This is a genomic window from Mycobacterium sp. SMC-8 (genome assembly GCF_025263565.1).
Lineage (GTDB): Bacteria > Actinomycetota > Actinomycetes > Mycobacteriales > Mycobacteriaceae > Mycobacterium.
Map to the genome: position 1 here is coordinate 2,200,867 of NZ_CP079865.1, position 21,097 is coordinate 2,221,963.

Here is a 21,097-nt window from a genome sequence, read left to right on the forward strand (position 1 = left end):
ATGGCGCAGGTGACCGCACCGCAGACGCTCGAACTCGATCTGCCGCACCTGAAGGTGACCGCGCTGGCCTGGGGTCCGCCAAACGGTCGGCTCGCCTTGTGTCTGCACGGGTTCCCCGATAGCGCGTGGGGGTGGCGAAAGCTGGCTCCGCTGCTGGCCGAACGCGGTATGCGGGTGGTCGCGCCGTTCTCGCGCGGGTACGCGCCGACCGGACCCGCGCCCGACGGCGACTATCACATCGGTGCGCTGATGTACGACGCGCTGGCGGTGCACCGCGGGCTCGGTGCGCCCGAGGACGCGGTGCTGATCGGCCACGACTGGGGTGGGTTCACCGCAGGCGCCCTCGCGGCGTACCCGGAATCGCCATTCGCCGAGCACATTACGATCGCCGTACCGCCGATCGGTGCGGTCAGGCGCATGCGCGGTTCGCTCGGCCGGCAACTGCGGATGATGCCGCGTCAGCTGCGTAACAGCTGGTACATCCTGTTCTTCCAACTTCCGCAGCTGCCCGAACGCGTTCTGTCGCGCGTCATTCCGAGGCTGTGGCAGGACTGGGGACCCGCCGGCCATGACACCGGCTCCGAGTTGGACGACGCGCTGGCCGCGCTGCCCAGCCCGGTCCACCGCCGCGCGGCGGTGGGCTACTACCGCGCGCTGGTGCGGCCGTCGCGGCCGGGGCAGAAGTATGCCGAGTTGCACCACCACTGCTTTGCGATGCCGCGGGTGCCGGTCCTGCACGTCCATGGCGAGCAGGACGGCGCGATGCGGGCCGAGTACGTCGAACCGATCGGCGCGGCGCTGCCCCCGGGCAGCAGGGTCGTCATGATCCCCGGGGCCGGGCACTTCGTCCAGATCGAGCGACCCGAGGACACCGCGTCGGCGGTTCTGGGCTTTCTCGGTGACCGCACCGGTCCGCGCTAACGTGGGGGTCGTGATCCGGACGAGACTCGTGGCCATGGCGGCCGTCCCCGTGCTGGCCCTCGCGGGCTGCGGACGCGACGCCGCCCCGGCGCCCCAGCCGGTCCGGGACACCGGCGCGGCCACCGAGTTCGCCGACGCGCTGTCGCGCAAGATCACCGCCGACGCGCTGATGGCGCACCTTGACCGGCTGCAGGAGATCGCCGACGAACACGGCGGCAATCGCGCCCTGGGCAGACCCGGATACGACGCGAGCGTCGACTTCATCGCGAAAGCTCTGCGGGACAAAGGCTTCCAGGTTGAAACGCCGGAGTTCGAGGTGCGGATACCGTGGGCCGAGGAGCCGTCGCTGACGGTGGCGGGCAGCAAGGCCGAGGCGCGGCCGCTGCAGTTCACGATCGGCACCGGGCCCGAAGGGGTCTCCGGTCCGCTGGTCGCGGCGCGTGCCGAGGACACCCCGGGCTGCACCGCCGAGGACTACGACGGGCTGCCGGTCCGGGGCGCGGTCGTGCTCGTCGACCGCGGCGCCTGCCCGTTCGGCGGGAAACAGGCCGTGGCCGCCGAGCGCGGTGCGGTGGCGCTGATCGTCGCCAACAACGAGGGCGGTCCCGACATGGGTGCCGGCACCCTCGGCGAAACCACCGACGTCAAGATCCCGGTCATCTCAGTCAGCAAGGAGGTCGGTGAGCAGCTGCGCGCGCAGCAGGGGGCGACCACGGTGATCAACCTGAACGCCGGGGTTCGCCAGGAGCGGACCCGCAACGTGATCGCCCAGACCACGACCGGCTCGACCGCCGACGTCGTGATGGTCGGTGCCCACCTCGACAGCGTCGAGGAGGGGCCCGGGATCAACGACAACGGTTCCGGGGTGGCCGCGGTACTGGAAACCGCGCTGCAGCTGGGCACTTCGCCGGATGTGGCCAACGCGGTGCGGTTCGGGTTCTGGGGCGCCGAGGAGCAAGGTCTGCTGGGCTCCACCGACTATGTGGCGTCGCTGGACGACGAGGCGCTCAAGGACATCGCGCTGTACCTCAACTTCGACATGATCGGTTCCCCGAACCCGGGTTACTTCACCCTGGACGGCAACCAGTCCACCAGGCCCGGACCGGGTGAGGGCGTGCCCCGGGTGCCCGAGGGGTCGGCCGGCATCGAGCGCACGCTGACCGCCTACCTGGACCGGGCCGGTAAACCGGGACAGGACACCTCCTTCGACGGCCGATCCGATTACGACGGCTTCACCAGAGCGGGAGTGCCTGTGGGAGGCCTGTTCTCGGGGGCCGAAGACAAGAAGTCCGCCGAACAGGCCGAGCTGTGGGGCGGTGAGGCCGACCAGCCGTTCGACCCGAACTACCACAAGGCCACCGACACGATCGGAAACATCGACAGGACCGCGTTGCAAATCCACGGCGGCGGCGTGGCCTTCGCGGTCGGGCTGTATGCCCAGGACCAGCGCGGGCGCAACGGGATTCCGGTGCGCGAGGACCGCGTCCGGCACAAGCTGACCACACCATGACCGGCCGGTGGGCGGCCGTGGTCGTGGTGGGCGCGCTGGTCGCGGCGTGCGCGCCGGGCAGCCCGCCGCCCGCGCCGCAGCTGGGACCCGAACTCGCCGACAAGGTCACGATCGACGGGGTCTACCGGCACCTGGTCGAGTTTCAGAACATCGCCGACGCACACGACGGCAACCGGGCCGACGGCACACCCGGCTATCAGGCCAGTGTCGACTACGTCGCCCAACTCCTGCGCGACAACGGCTTCGACGTGCAGACCCCGGAGTTCGAGCGGCTGTCCGGCTCGAAGGGCGGGAGTCCCGCCCTGACGGTGGCCGGCCGCGACTTCCGAGTGGACCAGGCCTCGCTGCTGATCACCACCGTGCCCGGCGGGCTGAAGGCGCCCACGTTGCGGCCGCGCAGACCGGCCGGGTGCGCGGCCGCCGACTACGGTGACGTGTCGGTCGCCAAGGCCATCGCCGTCGTCGACGACACCGGATGCTCGGTCGTCGACAAACACCGGGTTGCGCTGCAGGAAGGCGCGGTCGGCATGCTCGTGGTCAGCCAGGCCACCCCGACGAGGCCGACCGGCTCACCGCCGACGCTGTTCACCACGGCGTACTACACCGAGCTGACCATCCCGGTCGGGGTCATCGACCCGGCCGCGGACGCCGCGCTGCGCCGCACCGAATCGCCGGTCACCCTGGTTCTGGACAACGAGCCGGTGATGACGAAATCCCGGAATGTCGTCGCCCAGACCACAACCGGCGACACCCGCAACGTCGTCATGGTCGGTGCCCACCTCGACAGCGTCCGTTCCGGTCCTGGGATCAACGACAACGGCACCGGCGTGGCCGCCGTCCTGGAGACGGCGCTGCAACTCGGCGGCGCGCCGGACACCGCCAACGCGGTGCGTTTCGCGTTCTGGGGCGCCGAGGAAGTGTCGATGGACGGCACCAAGAAGTACCTGGCGTCACTGGGTGATGAGCAGCTTGACGACATCGCGATGTACCTGAACTTCGACATGCTCGGCTCGCCGAATCCCGGATATTTCACCGATGACGGCGACCAGTCCGCACAGACCGGTGAGATCGTCCCGGCGCCAATGGGTTCGGCGGGTATCGAACGCACCCTGGCCGCCAGGCTGAATACGGCGGGGGTGCGCCCGGCGGACATCCCGCTGCAGCGGATCACCGACTACGAGCCGTTCCTGGCCGCGGGCATCCCGGTCGGCGGCCTCACCACCGGCTCGTCGCAGCGCAAAACCGATGTGCAGGCCCGACTCTGGGGTGGCAAGGCCGGAGCGCCCTTCGACCCCAACTACCACACCCGCGGCGACACCATCGACAACATCGACCGCGAGGCTCTCGCGGTGATGGCGTCGTCGGTCGCATTCGCCGTCGGCACCTACGCGCAGTCGATCGAGGGTGTCAACGGCGTGCCTACCCGTGAGCAACGGGACCGGCGGACGCCGTAGCCTCGCGCTGCCGGAATCCCAGCAGCCGCATGCCGTGGTAGATGAGCAACGCGGCGATCGAACCCAGCGCGATCCCGGTGAACGTCAATGATCCTGCGCTCCAGGTGAAGTCGGCGATGCCGATGATCAGCGGGATGGCGGCCGTCATCTGGTTGATCGGCTTGGAGAAGTCGACCTGGTTGGTCAGCCAGATGCGCACGCCCAGGATGCCGACCAGGCCGTAGAGCACCACCGTCGCTCCACCGAGCACCCCGGCCGGGACCGCGACGATGACCGCACCGACCTTCGGGCACAGCGACAACGCGACCGCCACCAGCGCGGCCACCCAGTACGCGGCCGTCGAGTACACCCGCGTCGCCGCCATCACCCCGATGTTCTCCGCGTAGGTCGTCGTCGCCGACCCGCCGCCGAACCCGGCCAGCGTCGTCGCGACACCGTCGGCGGCCAGGGCGCGCCCCATCAACGGGTCGAGGTCCGTCTTGGTCATCTGGCTCACCGATTTCACGTGCCCGATGTTCTCGGCGATCAGCGCGATGACCGCGGGCAGGAACATCGGCAGCACCGACAGCGTGAACGTCGGCGTCTGAAACTCGGGCAGACCGATCCAGGGCGCGGCCGCGATGCCTGAGGTGTCCACCTCGCCGAGCAGCAGCGCCAGCACGTATCCGGCGGCCACCGCGACGAAGATCGCGAGCCTGCCGATCATCCCGCGGAAGAATGCCAGCGCGGCGACGAGCAGCACCAATGTCACCAACCCGAGCAGCGGACCCCGCTCGAAGTTGGTCTTCGCCGCAGGCGCCAGGTTGAACCCGATCAGCGCGACGATCGCACCGGTCACGATGGGAGGCAGCGCGATGTCGAGCCAGCGGGTACCCACCACGTGCACGACACCGCCGACCAACACGAGCAAAAGGCCCACCGCGACGATCCCGCCCAGCGCGCTGCCGGTGCCCTCCGACGCCACCGCCGCCGTCACCGGAGCGATCACCGAGAAGCTCGACCCCAGATAGCTGGGCAGCCGGTTGCCGGTGATCAGCAGGAACAGGATGGTGCCGACCCCGGAGAACAACAGGGTCGTGGCGGGTGGGAACCCGGTGAGCACCGGCACCAGGAACGTCGCACCGAACATCGCGACGACATGCTGGGCGCCGAGGCCGACCGTGCGTGGCCAGCTCAGCCGCTCGCCCGGTGCGACGACGAAATCCGGATCCGAGCGCGAATCCACCTGCTGCCACGTCTTCATTGGGAAAGCCACGGTGCGACTACACACCATGACGGTGCGCGCCGCCAGTCCAGTAGGCGAGCACGCCGATCAGGACCACCACCGCGCCGGCCAGCACGGACGCCGGCGGGAGCGTGAATGCCAGGGCCAGACAGCCGGCCAGGCCGACGGCAGGCACCAGGCGGTGGCCCAGGGTCCATGCCGACGCGTTGGCGATCGCGTAGTAGAGCAGCACTCCGAACGACGAGAACCCGATCGCGGCCCGCACGTCGACCAGCGCGGCGACCACCGCGACGACCAGCCCGACGGCGACCTCGGCACGGTACGGCGTGCCGTGCCGCGGATGCACGGCGGCCAGGCGCATCGGCAGGTGCCCGTCGCGCGCCATCGCCAGCACGGTGCGCGACACCCCGAGCAACAGCGCCAGCAGTGCACCTGTCGCCGCGACCGCCGCGGCGACACCGACCACCGGGGCCAGCGCCGGAAAACCGGCCGCGCGCACCGCATCCGACAAGGGCGCGGTGGCCGACGCCAGTCCCGCGACGCCGAGTGCACCGACCACGGCGACCGCCACCAACGCGTACACCGCCAGTGTGAGTGCCAGTGCGAGCGCGACCGCCCGCGGGATCGTCCGCGCCGGGTCGCGCACCTCCTCGCCGAGGGTGGCGATGCGGGCGTAGCCGGCGAACGCGAAGAACAGCAGCCCCGCCGCTTGCAGCACGCCGTAGGCGCTGACGCCGGGACCGGGCACCAGCTCAAACCCGTGGCCGGCGCCGAACAGTACGACAACCACCACGGTCAGCACCGCCAGTACCAGCGCCACGATGATGCGGGTGAGCGCGGCGGACCGCTGCACCCCGGCGTAGCTCAGCGCGGTCAGCGCGATCACCGATGCGGCCGCCACCGCGTGGGCGTGGGCCGGCCACACGTACGCCCCGACCGTCAGTGCCATCGCCGCGCACGACGCGGTCTTGCCGACGATGAAGCTCCAGCCCGCGGCGTGACCCCAGAAGGGCCCCAGCCGTTCCCGGCCGTAGACGTAGGTGCCCCCCGACTGCGGGTAGCGCGCCGCCAACCGGGCCGACGACATCGCGTTGCAGACGGCGACCACGGCGGCGACAGCGAGCGCGGCGAGCAGCCCGTCGCCCGCGGCGGCCGCGGCCGGCGCCAGCGCGACGAAGATGCCTGCCCCGATCATCGACCCGAGCCCGAGAGTGACGGTGTCGAATAATCCGAGACGCCGCCGCAATGCCGACTCATCGGGCGAGTTCACGGGCCCACGATATCGTGGGACGGTGGCGAGCACCGCCGGGGAAAACGGCATCCGACGTCGGCCCAAGGACCGTAAAGCGCAGATCGCGCGCGCGTCGGCCGAAGCATTCAGCGCGCTGGGCTACCACGGCGTGAGCATGGAGATGATCGCCTCCCGCGTCGGCATCTCCGCCGCCGCCCTGTACCGGCACTACGCCGGCAAGTACGAGTTGTTCCGCGACGCCGTACTCAACCTCGGTCAGCAGTTGGTGGACGCCACCGCGGACATCGACGGGGACGACCCGCAGGAGGTGCTCGACCGGTTGGTGTCCGCGCTGACCGACACCGCGCTGGCCAACCGCAGCTCGGGAGGCCTGTACCGCTGGGAGAACCGGTATCTGCGCGGTGAGGACCAGGCGACCCTGCTCGAACAGATGCAGACCGTGCATGGACGGATCCACCGGCCGCTGGCGGTGTTGCGGCCGGAGCTGAGCGACGGGCAGCTGTCGATCCGGTCGACGGCGGTGCTCTCGATCGTCGGCAGCATCGTCGACCATCGCGCGAAACTGCCTGCCGCGCAGGTGCACCGGCTGTTCGCGCAGATCTGCCGCGAGGTGCTGGCCGCCGAGCCGACGGGTGACCCGCCGCGCGTCCGCGTCGGGCCGGCGCCGGTGCGGCCGGCGGTTGAGGCGTCGAAATACGAAGCGCTGCTGACGGAGTCGATGCGCCTGTTCAACCGCAACGGGTACCGAGACACCACGATGGAGGAGATCGCCTCGGCTGTCGGGATACCGACTTCCGGCATCTACAAGTACTTCTCGGGCAAAAGTGACATCCTCGCCGCGATCTTCCGGCGCGCCGCCGATCGAGTGTCGGCCGAACTGACGTCGGTCGTCGCGACGGTGTCAGACCCCGAGGAGGCGCTCACCGCGGTCATCGACGGCTATGTCGAGCGGACCTTCGATCAACCCGAGTTGGAGTGCGTCTACTACAGCGAGCGCCTGAACATGTCCGCCGCCGACCAACGCATCGTGCGGGACCTGCAGCGTGCCACCGTGGAGTCCTGGGTCGAGCTCGTCGTCGCGGTGCGGCCGGAGTGGAGCGCCGCCGAGGCGCGCTTCGCCGTGCACGCCGCCATGGCCCTGGTGGTCGACCTGGGACGCCTGGTCCGCTACACGGATTCCGAGGACGCCAGGCAGACCGTGCAGGGCCTGGTGGACGTGACGCTGCTGGGCCGCTACCGGTTACGGGCGACGTTGCCGGCCAAGTAGAGCAGATAGCCCACCAGCCCGAACAGGGCCAGCTTGCGCGTCTTCGGGTAGGCGAGGCCGAGACCGACGGCGGTCTCGATGCCGCCGTCGATGTACACGTGCTGCCGGGTGTCGGTCGGGAACGCGGGCTTGGTCAGACCCTCGTAGAGAGCGGGGGCGACGAAGTGCGAGACCCCGGCACCGGCGAGGAGCAGTCCGGCGATAGTGGCGACGCGTGAGTTTTCTTTGGGCACAACCGGATACTAGTGTCATGCGTCATTAATTAGTTTACAGTGTGGGATGATGGTGTATGCCGTCATCTGCGCTGGTGATCAGTTCTGAGGATCGCGTGACGTTGGAGTCGTGGACGCGGTCGACGACGGCATCTGCCGGTCATGTCGAGCGGGCCCGGATCGTGCTGGCGGTGGCTGATGGTGCCGGCACCTCTGGCGCAGCCCGGCAGGTGGGAGTCTCGCGACCGACGGTGATCAAATGGCGGGATCGATTCGCCGCGTACGGGATTGATGGACTTGCCGACGAGCCTCGCAGCGGTCGACCCAAGACTGTCGACGACGCGGCGATCCTGGCAGCCACCCTGGAGCCGCCGCCGGAGGTTCTGGCGGTCACCCACTGGTCGAGTCGACTGCTCGGTAAACACCTCGGCGTGGGGGACGCCACGGTCGCCCGGGCCTGGCGCCGTTACGGGGTCAAACCCTGGCGCCGGGAGACCTTCAAGTTCTCCACCGACCCGGAGCTGGAGGCCAAGGTCCGCGACGTAATCGGCCTCTACTTGAACCCGCCGACCAACGCGATCGTGTTGTGCGTAGATGAAAAGTCCCAGATTCAAGCCCTCAACCGGACCCAGCCGATCCTGCCGCTGCGTCCCGGGTTGCCCGAAAAAGCGACCCATGACTACCAGCGCAACGGCACCGCCACCTTGTTTGCCGCACTCGAGATCGCCACCGGCAAGGTGACCGACCGCTGCTATGAGCGGCACGGCAAAGCGGAGTTCCTCGACTTCCTCAAAGCGGTCGCCCGCGCTTACCCCCGACGGAAACTGCACGTGGTGTGCGACAACTACCACACCCACAAGCATGCCGACATCAACGCCTGGCTGGACAAGAACCCCCGCGTGACACTGCATTTCACGCCGACCTCAGGATCCTGGCTGAACATGGTCGAGGTGTTCTTCTCGATCATCACCCGCCAAGCCATCCGCCGTGGCTCGTTCAACAGCGTCAAAGAACTGATGGCCGCCATCGCCGCGTTCATCCAAGGCTGGAATCAGCGCTGCCACCCATTCGTGTGGACCAAATCCGCAGACGACATCCTGCCCCATACCCGTAAACCAAATTCAGACGCGAGACACTAGACGATCTGGTAGTCGCTGAGCGGGAAGGTCGAAGCTTCTGTGATGGCGTCCTGCGTCGACATCGGCCGAAGCAGACTCGGTTCGCCGTGCGGGTTGAAATAGTACGAGCGCGATGCCGCACAATTGCCCAGCGTCCACAACGAGTCACCGAGCAGTTCGGTCATCTTGTCCAGGTACGCGGTGTTGGCCTGCTCGGTGACCTCGAAGGTGGTGGCGTGGCGGCGCTTGAGCTCACCGAAAAGCCGGTCCATCAACCGCATCTGGTACTCCATGGTGTTGAAGAAGTTGAGACCCAGGAACGCGTACGGACTGGCCAGGCTGAGGTAGTTCGGGAAGTAGGGCATCGACACGCCCTGGTAGGCCTGGAACCGGTTCTCCCGCCACCACTTCCCGAGGTTGCGGCCGTCCCGGCCGATCACCTCGATGGCCGGGAAGTTCGCCTCCCACAGATCGAATCCGGTGGCCAGCACCAGGGTGTCGATGACGGTCTTGGAGCCGTCGGCGTTGACGATCCCGTCGGCGGTGACCTGCTCGATACCATCGCTCTGCAGGTGCACGTGCGGGCGGGTGAACGTGCGGAAGTACTTATTGGAGAAGGTCGGCCGCTTACATCCGATGTCGTAGTCCGGTGTCATCCGGCGGCGCAGGTCCTTGTCCCGGATCTGGATGAACTGGTTGATCTTGCACAGGTCCATCGCGGAGATGTTCAGGCGGCGGAACAACGGGACGCGGTAGTGCACCACACCGACGTTGATCATCGTCTCGTAGACGGTGTCGGTGATCGCGCGAATGATGCGCTGCGTCCACGGCATTCGGGCGAACAGCCGCTTGGCGCGTTCGGAGAACCGGAAGTCGACCTTGGGTGCGACCCAGATCGGGGTGCGCTGGTAGACCGTCAGGTCGGCGGCCTTGTCCGCGAGTTCGGGAATCAACTGCACCGCGGTGGCACCGGTGCCGATGACGGCGATCCTGTCGCCGGTCGGGTCGTAGGAGTCGTCCCAGGCGGTGGTGTGGATGATCCGGCCGTCGAACTCGGTGATGCCCGGGATGTCGGGCATGCGGGGCTGGGACAGGAATCCGGTGGCGGTGACCAGGTACCGCGTGGCGAGTGTGGAGCCGTCGGCGAGGTTGACCCGCCACAGCTTGGCGTCCTCGTCCCAGCGCGCACCCTCGACCGTGACCCCGAAGCGCATGTGGCGGCGTACGTCGTACTTGTCGGCGACGTCGTCGGCGTACTGCTTGATCTCCGCGCCGGTGGAGAACAGCCGCGACCAGTTCGGGTTCGGCTCGAAGAAGTAGGAATAGGTGGTCGTCGGGACGTCGACCGCGAGACCCGGGTAGTGGTTGACGTACCACGTGCCGCCGAGGTCATCCTCTCGGTCCAGGATCACGATGTTCTCGATGCCCATCCGCCTGAACTGGATGGCAGCACCGATACCGGCGAAGCCGGCTCCCACGATGACCGCCTCGAAGTGCTCCGAAGCCATGGCGCAACGGTACCCGAGGTTCGTGCCGATTCAGCCGCGCAGCGATCCCGCCCGCGGCGGGTTGACCGTCGCGATGCAGGTCACGGCGCGGTCGCCGTCGGCCCAGGTCTCGGCCGTGGGGAAGAGCACGTAGAGCTGCACCGAATCGTCGGATACGGACTGCGGCGAGTAGCTGCGCAGCTCAGGAGCGCATTTCTGGTGATAGCCCTCGACCGCGGCCTGACCGGGGAACACGCCGTCCGGCATGGTCAGCACGGCGAACACCTCACCGGCGTGGGGCTGGTCACAACTGACCGTCGTGACGTCGAGCACCCGGTCCCCGCCGGGGATCTCGGCCAGGCAGTCGCCCAGCTTCACCTTCGTCGCCGCGACGGTGTCATCGGAGACGGCCGCGACGATCGCGAGCACGACGATCCCGACCGACCACAGCGCCGAGAGCACGAGTCCCGCGATCGCCATGCCGCGGCCGCTGCGGTACTGCTTGGCCTTCTTCAGGCCGACCAAGCCGCAGACCAGGCTGATCAGGACCCCGCCGATGACGCCGAAGACCAGCGAGACGACCGCCCACCAGTTGGTCCGCGGGGCGGGTGTCGCAAAAGGCTGAACCGGCCCGCCCTGGTAAGGCAGCGGAGGCGGCGGTGGATAGCCGCCGGGTGGTGGCACGGTCACGCTGCGACGATAACTCAGGCCAGCATCCGCAGGGCGGCATCGACGGCAAGGGCCGCAACGTCGAGTTTCTTGGAGTTCAGGTCGTGGCGCGCGCCGGTGACCTCGACGATCTCGGTGCGGGCGGCGATGAGCGCGGCCGCGGGCCGGAGCTCGTCGAGGGTGCCGAACGGGTCAGCGGTGCCGTGGGTGAACACCGTGGGCACGGTGATCCGCGGCAGGTGCTCGGTGCGCGCGCGTTCCGGCTTGCCGGGCGGGTGCAGCGGATAGGAGAACAAGGTCAGCACGTCGATTTCCAGGCCGTCGGCCACCGCCATCGACGTGAGCCGGCCGCCGTAGGAGTGGCCGCCGGCGATCACCGGGCCGTCGGCCAGACAGCGCACGGCGGCGACCGCCTCGACGATGCCGGCCATGTCAGCGGCCGCGGAACCGGACGGCGGGCCCTTGGGACGGCGGCGGCGGTACGGCAGGTTGTAGCGCACGGCGAGCCAGCCGCGGCGTGCCCACTGGTCGCAGAGCGCCGCCAGCATCGGCGATTCCCGGCTGCCGCCGGCGCCGTGCGTCAGCGCGACGACGCCTGCGGGGGCGCCGTCGGGTTCGTGCGCGATGCCCGCGATGTCGTCGAGATCGCGGCCCGCCGTCATGTCCCGAGCCGGAACAGAGCTGACACCGGTCCGTGCCCCCGGCCCAGCGGATAGGCCGCGCGCAGGCATTCGGTGACCCAGCGTTTCCCGAACGCGACCGCGTCGGGGACGGTGTAGCCGTGCGCGAGGGCACACGCGGTGGCCGCGGCCAGGGTGTCTCCGGCGCCGTGGTCGTGCACCGTGTCGATGCGAGTGGAGTCGAACTCGTAAAAGTCGGTGCCGTCGAATAGCAGGTCGGGGCTGTGGGACGACGAGCGCAGGTGCCCGCCCTTCACCAGGGCCCACTGCGGTCCGAGCGCGTGCAGTGCGCGGGCGGCGGCGCGCTGGGACTCCCGGTCGACCACGTCGATGTCGACGAGCAGGCGCACTTCGTCGAGGTTCGGGGTCACCAGGGTTGCGAGCGGAAAAAGCTTGTCACGCAGCGCGTTCAATGCGCTCGGGTGTAGCAGCGGGTCGCCGTGCATGGAGGCGCACACCGGGTCGACGACCAGGGGGACCGTGCCGTGCAGCCCCTGTTCGACCCAGGTGTCGGAGACGGTCTCGATGATCTCCGGCGACGCCAGCATCCCGGTCTTGGCAGCCTCCAGCCCGATGTCGGAGGCCACCGCCTCGATCTGGCCGGCCACGACGTCGAGCGGGATCTCGTGAAAACCTTTGACACCCACTGAGTTCTGGACGGTGACGGCGGTGACGGCGACCAGGCCGTGCAGACCGAGCAGTGCGAAGGTCCGCATGTCGGCCTGGATGCCCGCCCCGCCGCCAGAGTCCGATCCGGCGATGGTCATCACCCGTCGCGGGGCCTGGCCCGCTGCGGTGAGCGGCAGGAAAGTCATGACGTCACCACCGGTAGATAGACCTTGTTGCCCTGGTCGGCGAACTCTCGGGACTTCTGCTTCATGGCTTCCTGCACCTCGTGGCTGATCCGCATCGAGCAGAACTTGGGTCCGCACATCGAACAGAAGTGCGCGGTCTTGGCCGGTTCGGCCGGCAGGGTCTGGTCATGGAACTCGCGGGCGGTGTCGGGGTCCAGTGACAGGTTGAACTGGTCCTCCCAGCGGAACTCGAAGCGCGCCTTGGACAGGGCGTCATCCCTGGCCTGAGCCCCCGGGTGGCCCTTGGCGAGATCGGCGGCGTGGGCGGCGATCTTGTAGGCGATGACGCCGTCCTTGACGTCCTTGCGATTGGGCAGCCCGAGGTGTTCCTTCGGCGTCACGTAACACAGCATCGCGGTACCGGCCTGCGCAATGATGGCTGCGCCGATCGCGGAGGTGATGTGATCGTAGGCCGGGGCGATGTCGGTGGCCAGCGGGCCGAGCGTGTAGAACGGCGCCTCCTCGCAGAGTTCCTCCTCCAGGCGCACGTTCTCCACGATCTTGTGCATCGGGACGTGGCCGGGACCTTCGATCATCACCTGCACGCCATGGGCTTTCGCGATCGTGGTGAGTTCACCCAGGGTGCGCAGCTCGGCGAACTGGGCGGCATCGTTGGCGTCGGCGATCGATCCGGGACGCAGGCCGTCACCCAGCGAGAACGTCACGTCGTAGCGGGCGAGGATGTCGCACAGTTCCTCGAAGTTGGTGTAGAGGAACGACTCCCGGTGGTGGGCCAGACACCACGCGGCCATGATCGAGCCGCCGCGCGAGACGATGCCTGTGACGCGGTCGACGGTCAGTGGGATGTGGCGCAGCAGCACGCCGGCGTGCACGGTCATGTAGTCCACGCCCTGCTCACACTGTTCGATGACGGTGTCGCGGTAGACCTCCCAGGTCATCTTCACCGGATCGCCGCCGACCTTTTCCAGGGCCTGGTACATCGGGACGGTGCCGACGGGCACCGGCGAGTTACGCAGGATCTGATCGCGGGTCTGGTGGATGTCGCGGCCGGTGGACAGGTCCATGACGGTGTCGGCGCCCCAGCGGGTGGCCCACACCATCTTGTCGACCTCCTCGGCGATCGACGAGGTCACCGCCGAATTACCGATGTTCGCATTGACTTTCACCGCGAACGCCTTGCCGATGATCATCGGCTCGGCCTCGGGGTGGTTGTGGTTGGCGGGGATCACCGCGCGGCCGCGGGCCACCTCGTCTCGGACGAGTTCAGGCGAGACGCCCTCGCGTTCGGCGATGAACGCCATCTCGGCGGTGATCTCGCCGGCCCGGGCCCGCTGCAGCTGAGTGCCGCGGTCGCGCACGACGGTGCGGCGGGGCAGACCGGCGCCCAGGTCGATGACGGCACTGCCGTCGGTGTACGGGCCGGAGGTGTCGTACAGGTCGAGATGCTCCCCGTTGGTGAGGTTCACCCGGCGGAACGGCACCCCGTTCCGGTACACCTTGGTGCTGCCCTGGATGGGCCCGGTGGTGACATTGACGACGTCAGACATATGAGTTCTCCCTACGCCGGCATTACCCGGTCAGGTTCGTACGGTCGACGGGCCTACCCGTCCTCTCAGCGCGCTCGGTACGCGCTCCCGCGTGTGGTGTCGGTGCCACGCTAGCGCAGCGACCGGGCGCAGGGAACAGCACGCGCGGGCGCGGTGCGAATTGCCCCGACCAAATTTATATAGCTAACGTATGTTTTGTGGACGAATTGGGTGCGGTGACGACGACGATTCAGACCGGTGCGGCGGCGGAGACAGAGGGACGCCGCAGACGGATGAATGCCGAGCACCCCCACTACAAGTGGATTGTCCTGTCGAACACCACGCTGGGAACGCTGCTGGCCACGATCAACGCGTCGATCGTGCTGATTTCGCTGCCGGCCATCTTCCGCGGAATCGGGCTCAACCCCCTCGCCTCGGCCAACATCAGCTACCTGCTCTGGATGTTGATGGGCTATCTCGTGGTGACCGCGGTGCTGGTGGTGCCCTTCGGGCGGCTCGGCGACATGTTCGGCCGGGTGCGTATCTACAACATCGGTTTCGCGGTGTTCACCGTCGCGGCGATCGCGTTGTCCTTCGATCCGTTTCATCTTGACGGCGGCGCGATCGCAGGAGGGTGTTTCGGCTGGATCGCATCCGCGTGTCAAGGATCGAGCGTCACCCATGCCGTCTAGAACAGTGCGCCGCGTAAGAAGAAGTTCTCGAGCCTGCGTGTGATGATCGCGCCGACAGGCAATTGTGCGGCGATCTCCAGGTTGTCGTCGGCGACGTCATCGGCCCAGGAGACGGGCCAGCCGCCGTCGGCGAGACTCGTCTGGAATGCCAGGACCACGTCGTCGCGACTCATCTCGGACTCGACGACCATCGCAGTCGTGGTCGCGCGGTGCGACGCCGCGCCGGCGAACCCGCGTCCACATCCGCACGGGCCGTCGGGATCGCGGCGGTCCCGGTCGCACGGTTCCTGTATCCACACCAGCTCCCGCTCGATGCAGAAGTGATAGTCACCGGGGTGTGTCCCCTGCGTATGGCCGGTAGCCACAAGGATTTTCATCGGCTGCTCCTAGACGGGTGGGGGTTCGTTGTGGTCGGGGTTGGTGTCGGGCTGTGGGGGTGGGGGCCGTTGCGCGACCAGGGCGAAACCGGTGATCATCGACTTGCCTCCATGTCGCGGTCGGGTTGTGCGCCGATGCGCCGGTCAAGCAGCTCAGCCAGCACCGACGCCTCCGACCGCGACTCGAACATGCATTCGATGCTAGATGCCGGCTGCGACAAGTCTCACCGGCGTAGTAATGCCAACCGGCCGCAACTTTCTGCCATGGGAATTATTCGCCTGACCTGCTGGTTCAAGGAGACGGATCACAGAGGATCCGAACGAGACATCACAAGTCGAGACCGCGCGACATGTTCCGACGGCTCCGACCCGACCAAGGGAAGAGCGCAACAATAATGAAGAAACTCACCATGGCCTCCGCCATCACAGCCGGCCTGAGCGCCGCCGTCCTCGGACTGGCCGCCCCCGCCATGGCTGCCCCGACGGGTGGCAACGCCGACGCGACGATCAGCCAGCTGGAGGCTGAGGGCAACCGCGTCGTGGTCAATCGCCTTTCGGACGTTCCGCTGAGCGAAGCCACCGTCGTCGGCATCAACAAGGGCGGCGAGATCCGCTCGACCGTTCGCGACTACCGCTACGACCGGACCTTCCAGCAGAGCGTCACGGGCTACGTGTACCACGTCGACGTGAAGTGAGCGACGAGATCGTCGAGTAAGCGACGAGCAACGGGGCATCTCCAACCGGAGGTGCCCCGTCTTCGTGCGATCAGTCGGTCAGATCCACGACGACCGGGGCGTGATCGCTGGGGGTGCCCACGCGGTTCTTGCCGGTCTTGCGTTCGTCTCGGGCGATCTCGGCGTGGATGACGCGCTCGGCCAGTGCGGGGGAACCCAGGATGAAATCGATGCGCATGCCGCGATTTTTCGGAAACCGCAGCTGTGTGTAATCCCAGTACGTGAATGTGCCAGGTCCCGGCGTGAAAGGCCTTACGACGTCGGTGAACCCGGCATCGACGACCGCGTTGAACGCTGCCCGCTCGGGCGGGGTGACGTGGGTGCTGTCCTGAAACAGCGAAATGTCCCACACGTCATCGTCGAGGGGAGCGATGTTCCAGTCGCCGACGAGGGCGATCGGCGCCGACGGTTCTGGCGTCAGCCACGCCGAAGCGGTGTCGCGTAACGCCGCAAGCCATTCCAGCTTGTAGGCATAGTGCGGTGAACCGACGGTGCGACCGTTCGGGATGTAGAGACTCCACACCCTGACCCCGCCGCACGTCGCGCCCAGCGCGCGGGCCTCGGCCGCGGCCTCCACCTCGGGCTTGTCGCTCCAGGTGGGCTGGCCGTCGAATCCGACCTCGACGTCGTCGATTCCGACCCGCGACGCGATCGCCACTCCGTTCCACTGGTTGAAACCGCAGTGCACGATCTCGTAGCCGAGCGCGGCGAACGGCATGGTCGGGAACTGGTCATCGGAGCACTTCGTCTCCTGCATTGCGAGCACGTCGACATCGGCGCGTTCCAGCCAATCGGTGACGCGATCGACACGGGCCCGAATTGAGTTGACGTTCCAGGTGGCCAGTCGCATGGGCTTACAGTAGGCCCTCGGCGCGGACGTACCGGGAACGGTGGTGCACGCGGAATCCCATCGACTCGTAGAGCGCGCGCGCGGCCGAATTGTCGGTCACCACCTGGACGTAGGCGCGTGTGGCGCCGCGAGTGTGCGCCCAGTCCAGCAGCCCCTCGCACAGTCGCCTGGCCAGGCCTCGGCGCCGGGCCTCCTCCGACACGCGCACCGCCGAGATCCCGGCCCACCGGGTACCGTCCGGCGCGTCCGTCACCGCCACCCGCCCCACCGCGGCCCCGGAGAGTTCGCCGAAGCCGACTGCGCCGTCGACCACCGCGGTGAGAACATCCACCGGCACGTCCCGCTGGTACAGCGCCATCCAGGTGTCGTCGGGTCTCGCTGCGACGGACACGTCGGTCGCTCGGCCGCCGGCGACATCCGTTGCCATGACCAGATTCTCGGCATCAGTGGTGATACCAGCGGGTAACCGCAGCAGCCGATCCGGAGCTGAAACCACCGCGGGCAGCCCTCGCTCCGAGTACCACTCGATCACCCGTGTGATCTCGCTGTGTGACGAAAACCTCAATGGCACCGCCGAATTCGCGCGCCGGGTGACTCCTTGCCCGTGTCGAAGCAGCCAGCCGTCCAGCCACTGGTGCTCGGTGCCCGGCCACCCCAGCGCCGCCGCGTGCTCCAGGTTGCGGATCTCCCCCGTGCGCACCGGCATCTCGGGCACCACCCGCACTGCCAGCACGTCCTCACGCAGAACCTCGACGACGTCGCCGTGCCGGGTGCGGATCCGCACCACCTCACCGGTGTCTGCGCCGGATTCGATGATGTGGCCGACCACGTCGGACATCGGCCGTTCGGAACCCGTGGGGAGCCGGTAACGCAGGCTGACCCGAGATCCGACCTCAGGCAGCTCGGTCATCGCTCAGTGGCCGAACGGGTCGGGGTCCTCGCCGGGCATCCACGACAGCCCGGGCACGCCCCAGCCGTGATACTTCACCGCCTTCTTGGCCGCGCGGGCGTTGCGGCCGATCAGGCGGTCGAGGTAGAGGAAGCCGTCGAGGTGGCCGGTCTCGTGCTGCAGCATCCGGGCGAACAAGTCGGTGCCCTCGATGGTGATCGGTTGACCGTCGGCGTCCAGTCCCGTCACCCGCGCCCAGTCGGCGCGGCCCGTGGGGAACGACTCGCCGGGCACCGACAGGCAGCCCTCGTCGTCGTCATCCGGGTCAGGCATGGTCTCGGGCACCTCGGACGTTTCCAGCACCGGGTTGACCACCACGCCGCGCCGGCGGGTGGTCTTCTTGCGGGCGTCGGCACAGTCGTAGACGAAGACCCGCTTGTTGACCCCGATCTGGTTGGCGGCCAGCCCCACTCCGTGCGCGGCGTCCATCGTGTCGTACAGATCGGTGATCAGATCGGCCAGATCGGCCGGCAGCGAACCGTCGTCCCCGACGGGCACCGGTTCGGTCGCGGTGTGCAGGACGGGATCTCCCACGATGCGGATGGGTCTAACGGCCATGCGAGGAAGCTTAGGGTGCGGGGTGTCCGCGGTTGTTTCCACCGCCGACTCGCGGCGATGTTGTCGGTGCACGTGACTCAACCGTGATTGAATACTCGCCGAAACCACATTGATGTCATTCTCGATTTCCGGAAGGGTCCAAGTAGCGAAATGGACGGCGCCATCGCGCGGGCTGAGCGTTCTGGGGACGACACCGAGCCCACCGACGGACTGACCCGTCGAGAGCATGACATTCTCGCCTTCGAGCGGCAGTGGTGGAAGTACGCCGGCTCCAAGGAAGACGCCATCAAGGAGCTGTTCTCCATGTCGGCGACCCGCTACTACCAGGTGCTGAACGCGCTGGTGGATCGGCCCGAAGCGCTTGCGGCGGACCCCATGCTGGTGAAGCGCCTGCGCAGGCTGCGCGCCAGCAGGCAGAAGGCGCGCGCGGCGCGTCGTCTCGGTTTCGAGGTCACTTAGGGTCACCGCCGGACACGCGGGCCCGGGATACAGTAGGCGCCGATGAACCAGCGAGATTCCTCCGGGCTGCCCATTCGTGCCATGGTGATGGTGCTGTTGTTCCTCGGTGTCATATTCCTGCTCGTCGGCCTCCAGTCCCTGGGTGGCTCCGACGACGACGAGTCCTCGGCGTCCTCGGCGACCGTGACGTCGACGACCACCGCCACGAGTGCGGCTCCGCAGGAGCCCGCCCGGCCCGAGGTGCGTGTCTTCAACATCTCCGAGACCCCGGGGGCCGCGGAGGCGACCGCCACGAGGTTGCGCGACGCCGAGTGGAACGTCACCGAGACCGGCAACTTGACCGTGCCCGACGTCGCGGCGACCACGGTGTACTTCGGCGAGACGCCCGGTGAGCAGGAGGCCGCCGAAGAGGTGGGCCGTGTGCTGGAGGCGCCCGTCGCTCCGCGGGTGCCCGAGCTCACAGAGCAGCCACCGGGCGTCGTCGTGCTGGTCACCGGCTAGGCTCTTGCTCATGCTCAGGTCCGTTGCTGCTGCCACCTTGTTCGCAGTGCCCGCACTTGCGTTGAGTGCGTGCTCTCCTCCCGGCGAAGTGCCCTCGGATTCACCCGGCACCACGCCGCCGGTATGGACCGGTTCGCCCTCGCCGTCGGCGGGGCCGGACGAGCACGGTGCCGGACACGGAGGCGGCTCGGCGGCCGCCGGGGAAACGTTGAAGGCCGACCTGAAGTTGGCCGACGGCACCACCGTGGCCACCGCCGACATCGCGTTCTCGGACGGTTATGCGACCGTCACGGTCGAGGCGACCGGTGGTGGACTCGAGCCCGGTTTCCACGGCATGCACATCCACTCGGTGGGCAAGTGCGAGGCCAACTCCGTCGCCCCGACCGGCGGTGCACCGGGCAACTTCAACTCCGCGGGCGGACACCTGCAGGTGCCCGGCCACAGCGGCCACCCCGCCAGCGGCGACCTGTCGTCGCTGCAGGTGCGCGAGGACGGCTCGGCGAAGCTGGTGACCACCACCGACGCGTTCACCGCCGAGCAGCTGCTCGACGGCGCGGGCACGGCGATCATCATCCACGAGAAGCCCGACAATTTCGCCAACATTCCGCCGGAGCGGTACCAGCAGATCAACGGCGATCCGCCGCCGGATCAGACCACCCTGGCGACCGGCGACGCCGGAGCGCGGGTGGCGTGCGGTGTCATCACCCGCCGCTGACCAGAGGGCCGACGGTCGAATCGACTTCGCCGGGTCGGTCCGGCCGACCCTGGGCGTCGAGTGGGAGTTCGCCCTCGTCGACGCGGTGACTCGCGATCTGAGCAACGAAGCCGCGTCGGTGATCGCCGAGATCGGTGAGAACCCGCGCGTGCACAAGGAATTGCTGCGCAACACCGTTGAGGTGGTCACGGGCATCTGTGACAACACCGCCGAGGCGATGGACGACCTTGCCTCGACGCTGCGGCCGGTGCGCACGGTCGTGCGGCAGCGGGGCATGGAGTTGTTCTGCGCCGGCACACACCCGTTCGCGGACTGGTCGGTGCAGAAGCTCACCGATGCCCCCCGCTACGCGGAGCTGATCAAGCGGACGCAGTGGTGGGGGCGGCAGATGCTGATCTGGGGTGTGCACGTGCACGTCGGCGTCTCGTCGGCGCACAAGGTGATGCCGATCATCACCTCGCTGCTCCATCAGTACCCGCACCTGCTGGCGCTGTCGGCCTCGTCGCCGTACTGGGACGGCGAGGACACCGGTTACGCCAGCAACCGGGCGATGATGTTCCAGCAGCTGCCGACCGCCGGCCTGCCGTTCCACTTCCAGGAATGGCGCGAGTTCGAGCGCTTCGTCAGCGACCAGAAGAAGACCGGCATCATCGATCATATGAATGAGATCCGCTGGGACATAAGGCCTTCCCCGCATCTCGGGACGATCGAGGTCCGGGTCTTCGACGGTGTCTCCAACCTGCACGAGCTGTCGGCCCTCGTCGCGCTCACCCACTGCCTGATCGTGGATCTGGACCGTCGGCTCGACGCCGGGGAGTCGCTGCCGGTGATGCCGCCGTGGCATGTGCAGGAGAACAAGTGGCGCGCAGCGCGTTACGGGCTGGACGCGATCATCATCCTGGACGCCGACAGCAACGAACGCCTGGTGACCGAGGACCTCGACGACCTGGTCGAACGTCTGCAACCGGCGGCCAAACGGCTGTCCTGTGTCGAGGAGTTGTCTCGGGTTCCCGACATCTACCACCGCGGCGCGTCGTACCAGCGTCAGCGTCGGGTCGCCGAGGAGCATGACGGTGACCTGCGCGCGGTGGTGGACGCGCTGGTGAGTGAGCTGGTGCTGTAACCG

22 protein-coding genes, 1 pseudogene and 1 riboswitch are annotated in these 21,097 nt (G+C 68.0%); of the genes and pseudogenes, 11 read left to right on the top strand and 12 right to left on the bottom strand.

The window, feature by feature from the left end; genetic code table 11:
- Positions 1–9: 9 nt before the first annotated feature.
- Genes KXD97_RS10705 through KXD97_RS10715 form a run of 3 tightly spaced genes read left to right on the top strand, consistent with a single transcriptional unit; the run spans position 10 to position 3,885 of the window.
- Positions 10–921 (top strand): alpha/beta fold hydrolase, encoded by a 912-nt coding sequence (locus KXD97_RS10705; RefSeq protein WP_260756726.1) that lies wholly within the window; start codon positions 10–12, stop codon positions 919–921.
- Between the two features lie 34 nt (positions 922–955).
- Entirely contained in the window at positions 956–2,431 is a 1,476-nt protein-coding gene (locus KXD97_RS10710; RefSeq protein ID WP_260756727.1) for a M28 family metallopeptidase, read from the top strand.
- Positions 2,428–3,885, top strand: a complete 1,458-nt coding sequence (locus tag KXD97_RS10715; RefSeq protein ID WP_260756728.1) for a M20/M25/M40 family metallo-hydrolase — start codon at positions 2,428–2,430, stop codon at positions 3,883–3,885. Before KXD97_RS10710 ends, KXD97_RS10715 begins: the two co-directional genes overlap by 4 nt.
- On the opposite strand, the gene KXD97_RS10720 is transcribed toward KXD97_RS10715, so the two are convergent.
- Both KXD97_RS10720 and KXD97_RS10725 read right to left on the bottom strand, forming a co-directional pair.
- Positions 3,851–5,128, bottom strand: a complete 1,278-nt coding sequence (locus tag KXD97_RS10720; protein ID WP_260757912.1) for a uracil-xanthine permease family protein — start codon at positions 5,126–5,128, stop codon at positions 3,851–3,853. The two genes, KXD97_RS10715 and KXD97_RS10720, sit on opposite strands and share 35 nt — an antisense overlap.
- A gap of 19 nt (positions 5,129–5,147) precedes the next feature.
- Complete coding sequence (locus KXD97_RS10725) at positions 5,148–6,380, bottom strand: APC family permease (protein ID WP_396884985.1); 1,233 nt, start codon at positions 6,378–6,380, stop codon at positions 5,148–5,150.
- A 22-nt stretch (positions 6,381–6,402) separates the two neighbouring features.
- On the opposite strand from KXD97_RS10725, the gene KXD97_RS10730 reads away from it, so the two are divergent.
- Entirely contained in the window at positions 6,403–7,629 is a 1,227-nt protein-coding gene (locus KXD97_RS10730; RefSeq protein ID WP_260756729.1) for a TetR/AcrR family transcriptional regulator, read from the top strand.
- Here the strand turns inward: KXD97_RS10730 and KXD97_RS10735 are convergent.
- Positions 7,596–7,862 carry a hypothetical protein gene (locus KXD97_RS10735; RefSeq protein ID WP_260756730.1) on the bottom strand — a complete coding sequence of 89 codons (267 nt, stop codon included), beginning with the start codon at positions 7,860–7,862 and terminating at the stop codon, positions 7,596–7,598. The two genes, KXD97_RS10730 and KXD97_RS10735, sit on opposite strands and share 34 nt — an antisense overlap.
- A 56-nt stretch (positions 7,863–7,918) precedes the next feature.
- On the opposite strand from KXD97_RS10735, the gene KXD97_RS10740 reads away from it, so the two are divergent.
- Positions 7,919–8,980 carry an IS630 family transposase gene (locus tag KXD97_RS10740; protein WP_260754080.1) on the top strand — a complete coding sequence of 354 codons (1,062 nt, stop codon included), beginning with the start codon at positions 7,919–7,921 and terminating at the stop codon, positions 8,978–8,980.
- Here the strand turns inward: KXD97_RS10740 and KXD97_RS10745 are convergent.
- The 5 genes from KXD97_RS10745 to thiC form a co-directional block, all read right to left on the bottom strand.
- Entirely contained in the window at positions 8,977–10,467 is a 1,491-nt protein-coding gene (locus KXD97_RS10745; protein ID WP_260756732.1) for an NAD(P)/FAD-dependent oxidoreductase, read from the bottom strand. The two genes, KXD97_RS10740 and KXD97_RS10745, sit on opposite strands and share 4 nt — an antisense overlap.
- 30 nt (positions 10,468–10,497) lie before the next feature.
- Complete coding sequence (locus tag KXD97_RS10750) at positions 10,498–11,136, bottom strand: DUF4190 domain-containing protein (protein WP_260756734.1); 639 nt, start codon at positions 11,134–11,136, stop codon at positions 10,498–10,500.
- A gap of 14 nt (positions 11,137–11,150) precedes the next feature.
- Positions 11,151–11,777: an alpha/beta family hydrolase gene (locus KXD97_RS10755; RefSeq protein WP_260756735.1), complete on the bottom strand. Its 627-nt coding sequence runs from the start codon at positions 11,775–11,777 to the stop codon at positions 11,151–11,153.
- Positions 11,774–12,610 (bottom strand): bifunctional hydroxymethylpyrimidine kinase/phosphomethylpyrimidine kinase, encoded by an 837-nt coding sequence (thiD, locus tag KXD97_RS10760; protein ID WP_260756737.1) that lies wholly within the window; start codon positions 12,608–12,610, stop codon positions 11,774–11,776. Before thiD ends, KXD97_RS10755 begins: the two co-directional genes overlap by 4 nt.
- Positions 12,607–14,157, bottom strand: a complete 1,551-nt coding sequence (gene thiC, locus KXD97_RS10765) for a phosphomethylpyrimidine synthase ThiC (protein ID WP_260756739.1) — start codon at positions 14,155–14,157, stop codon at positions 12,607–12,609. Before thiC ends, thiD begins: the two co-directional genes overlap by 4 nt.
- A riboswitch (TPP riboswitch) is annotated at positions 14,148–14,258 on the bottom strand. It overlaps the preceding gene by 10 nt.
- A 171-nt stretch (positions 14,259–14,429) precedes the next feature.
- Here thiC and KXD97_RS10770 point away from each other — a divergent pair.
- A pseudogene (locus KXD97_RS10770) lies at positions 14,430–14,825 on the top strand (hypothetical protein); the annotation flags it as partial.
- Here the strand turns inward: KXD97_RS10770 and KXD97_RS10775 are convergent.
- Positions 14,825–15,205, bottom strand: coding sequence for a hypothetical protein (locus KXD97_RS10775; RefSeq protein WP_260756740.1), 381 nt, complete (start codon positions 15,203–15,205; stop codon positions 14,825–14,827). The pseudogene KXD97_RS10770 and the gene KXD97_RS10775 sit on opposite strands and share 1 nt — an antisense overlap.
- A 395-nt stretch (positions 15,206–15,600) precedes the next feature.
- Between KXD97_RS10775 and KXD97_RS10780 the strand changes: the two genes are divergently transcribed.
- On the top strand, positions 15,601–15,900 hold the full coding sequence (locus KXD97_RS10780; protein WP_260756741.1) for a hypothetical protein: 300 nt from the start codon (positions 15,601–15,603) through the stop codon (positions 15,898–15,900).
- A gap of 70 nt (positions 15,901–15,970) precedes the next feature.
- Here KXD97_RS10780 and KXD97_RS10785 read toward each other — a convergent pair whose 3' ends face one another.
- The 3 genes from KXD97_RS10785 to KXD97_RS10795 are packed head-to-tail and all read right to left on the bottom strand — an operon-like array spanning position 15,971 to position 18,296.
- The gene (locus KXD97_RS10785; protein WP_260756742.1) at positions 15,971–16,789 is read right to left on the bottom strand and encodes an exodeoxyribonuclease III; all 819 of its coding nucleotides are present in this window, start codon (positions 16,787–16,789) and stop codon (positions 15,971–15,973) included.
- A gap of 4 nt (positions 16,790–16,793) precedes the next feature.
- Entirely contained in the window at positions 16,794–17,699 is a 906-nt protein-coding gene (locus KXD97_RS10790; protein ID WP_260756744.1) for a GNAT family N-acetyltransferase, read from the bottom strand.
- A gap of 3 nt (positions 17,700–17,702) precedes the next feature.
- Positions 17,703–18,296, bottom strand: coding sequence for a peptide deformylase (locus tag KXD97_RS10795; protein WP_260756745.1), 594 nt, complete (start codon positions 18,294–18,296; stop codon positions 17,703–17,705).
- Between the two features lie 150 nt (positions 18,297–18,446).
- Here KXD97_RS10795 and KXD97_RS10800 point away from each other — a divergent pair, with 150 nt between their 5' ends.
- From KXD97_RS10800 to KXD97_RS10815, 4 genes are read left to right on the top strand one after another with little or no spacing between them, the layout of a single operon-like run.
- Positions 18,447–18,755 (top strand): DUF3263 domain-containing protein, encoded by a 309-nt coding sequence (locus tag KXD97_RS10800; RefSeq protein WP_067955004.1) that lies wholly within the window; start codon positions 18,447–18,449, stop codon positions 18,753–18,755.
- Between the two features lie 42 nt (positions 18,756–18,797).
- A complete protein-coding gene (locus KXD97_RS10805) occupies positions 18,798–19,256 on the top strand; it encodes a LytR C-terminal domain-containing protein (RefSeq protein WP_260756748.1) in 459 nt (152 codons plus the stop codon).
- 10 nt (positions 19,257–19,266) lie between these two features.
- The gene (gene sodC / locus KXD97_RS10810) at positions 19,267–19,971 is read left to right on the top strand and encodes a superoxide dismutase[Cu-Zn] (protein WP_260756750.1); all 705 of its coding nucleotides are present in this window, start codon (positions 19,267–19,269) and stop codon (positions 19,969–19,971) included.
- The gene (locus KXD97_RS10815; RefSeq protein WP_260756751.1) at positions 19,952–21,094 is read left to right on the top strand and encodes a glutamate--cysteine ligase; all 1,143 of its coding nucleotides are present in this window, start codon (positions 19,952–19,954) and stop codon (positions 21,092–21,094) included. The genes sodC and KXD97_RS10815 overlap by 20 nt, the downstream gene beginning before the upstream one ends.
- The last annotated feature ends 3 nt before the right edge of the window (positions 21,095–21,097 follow it).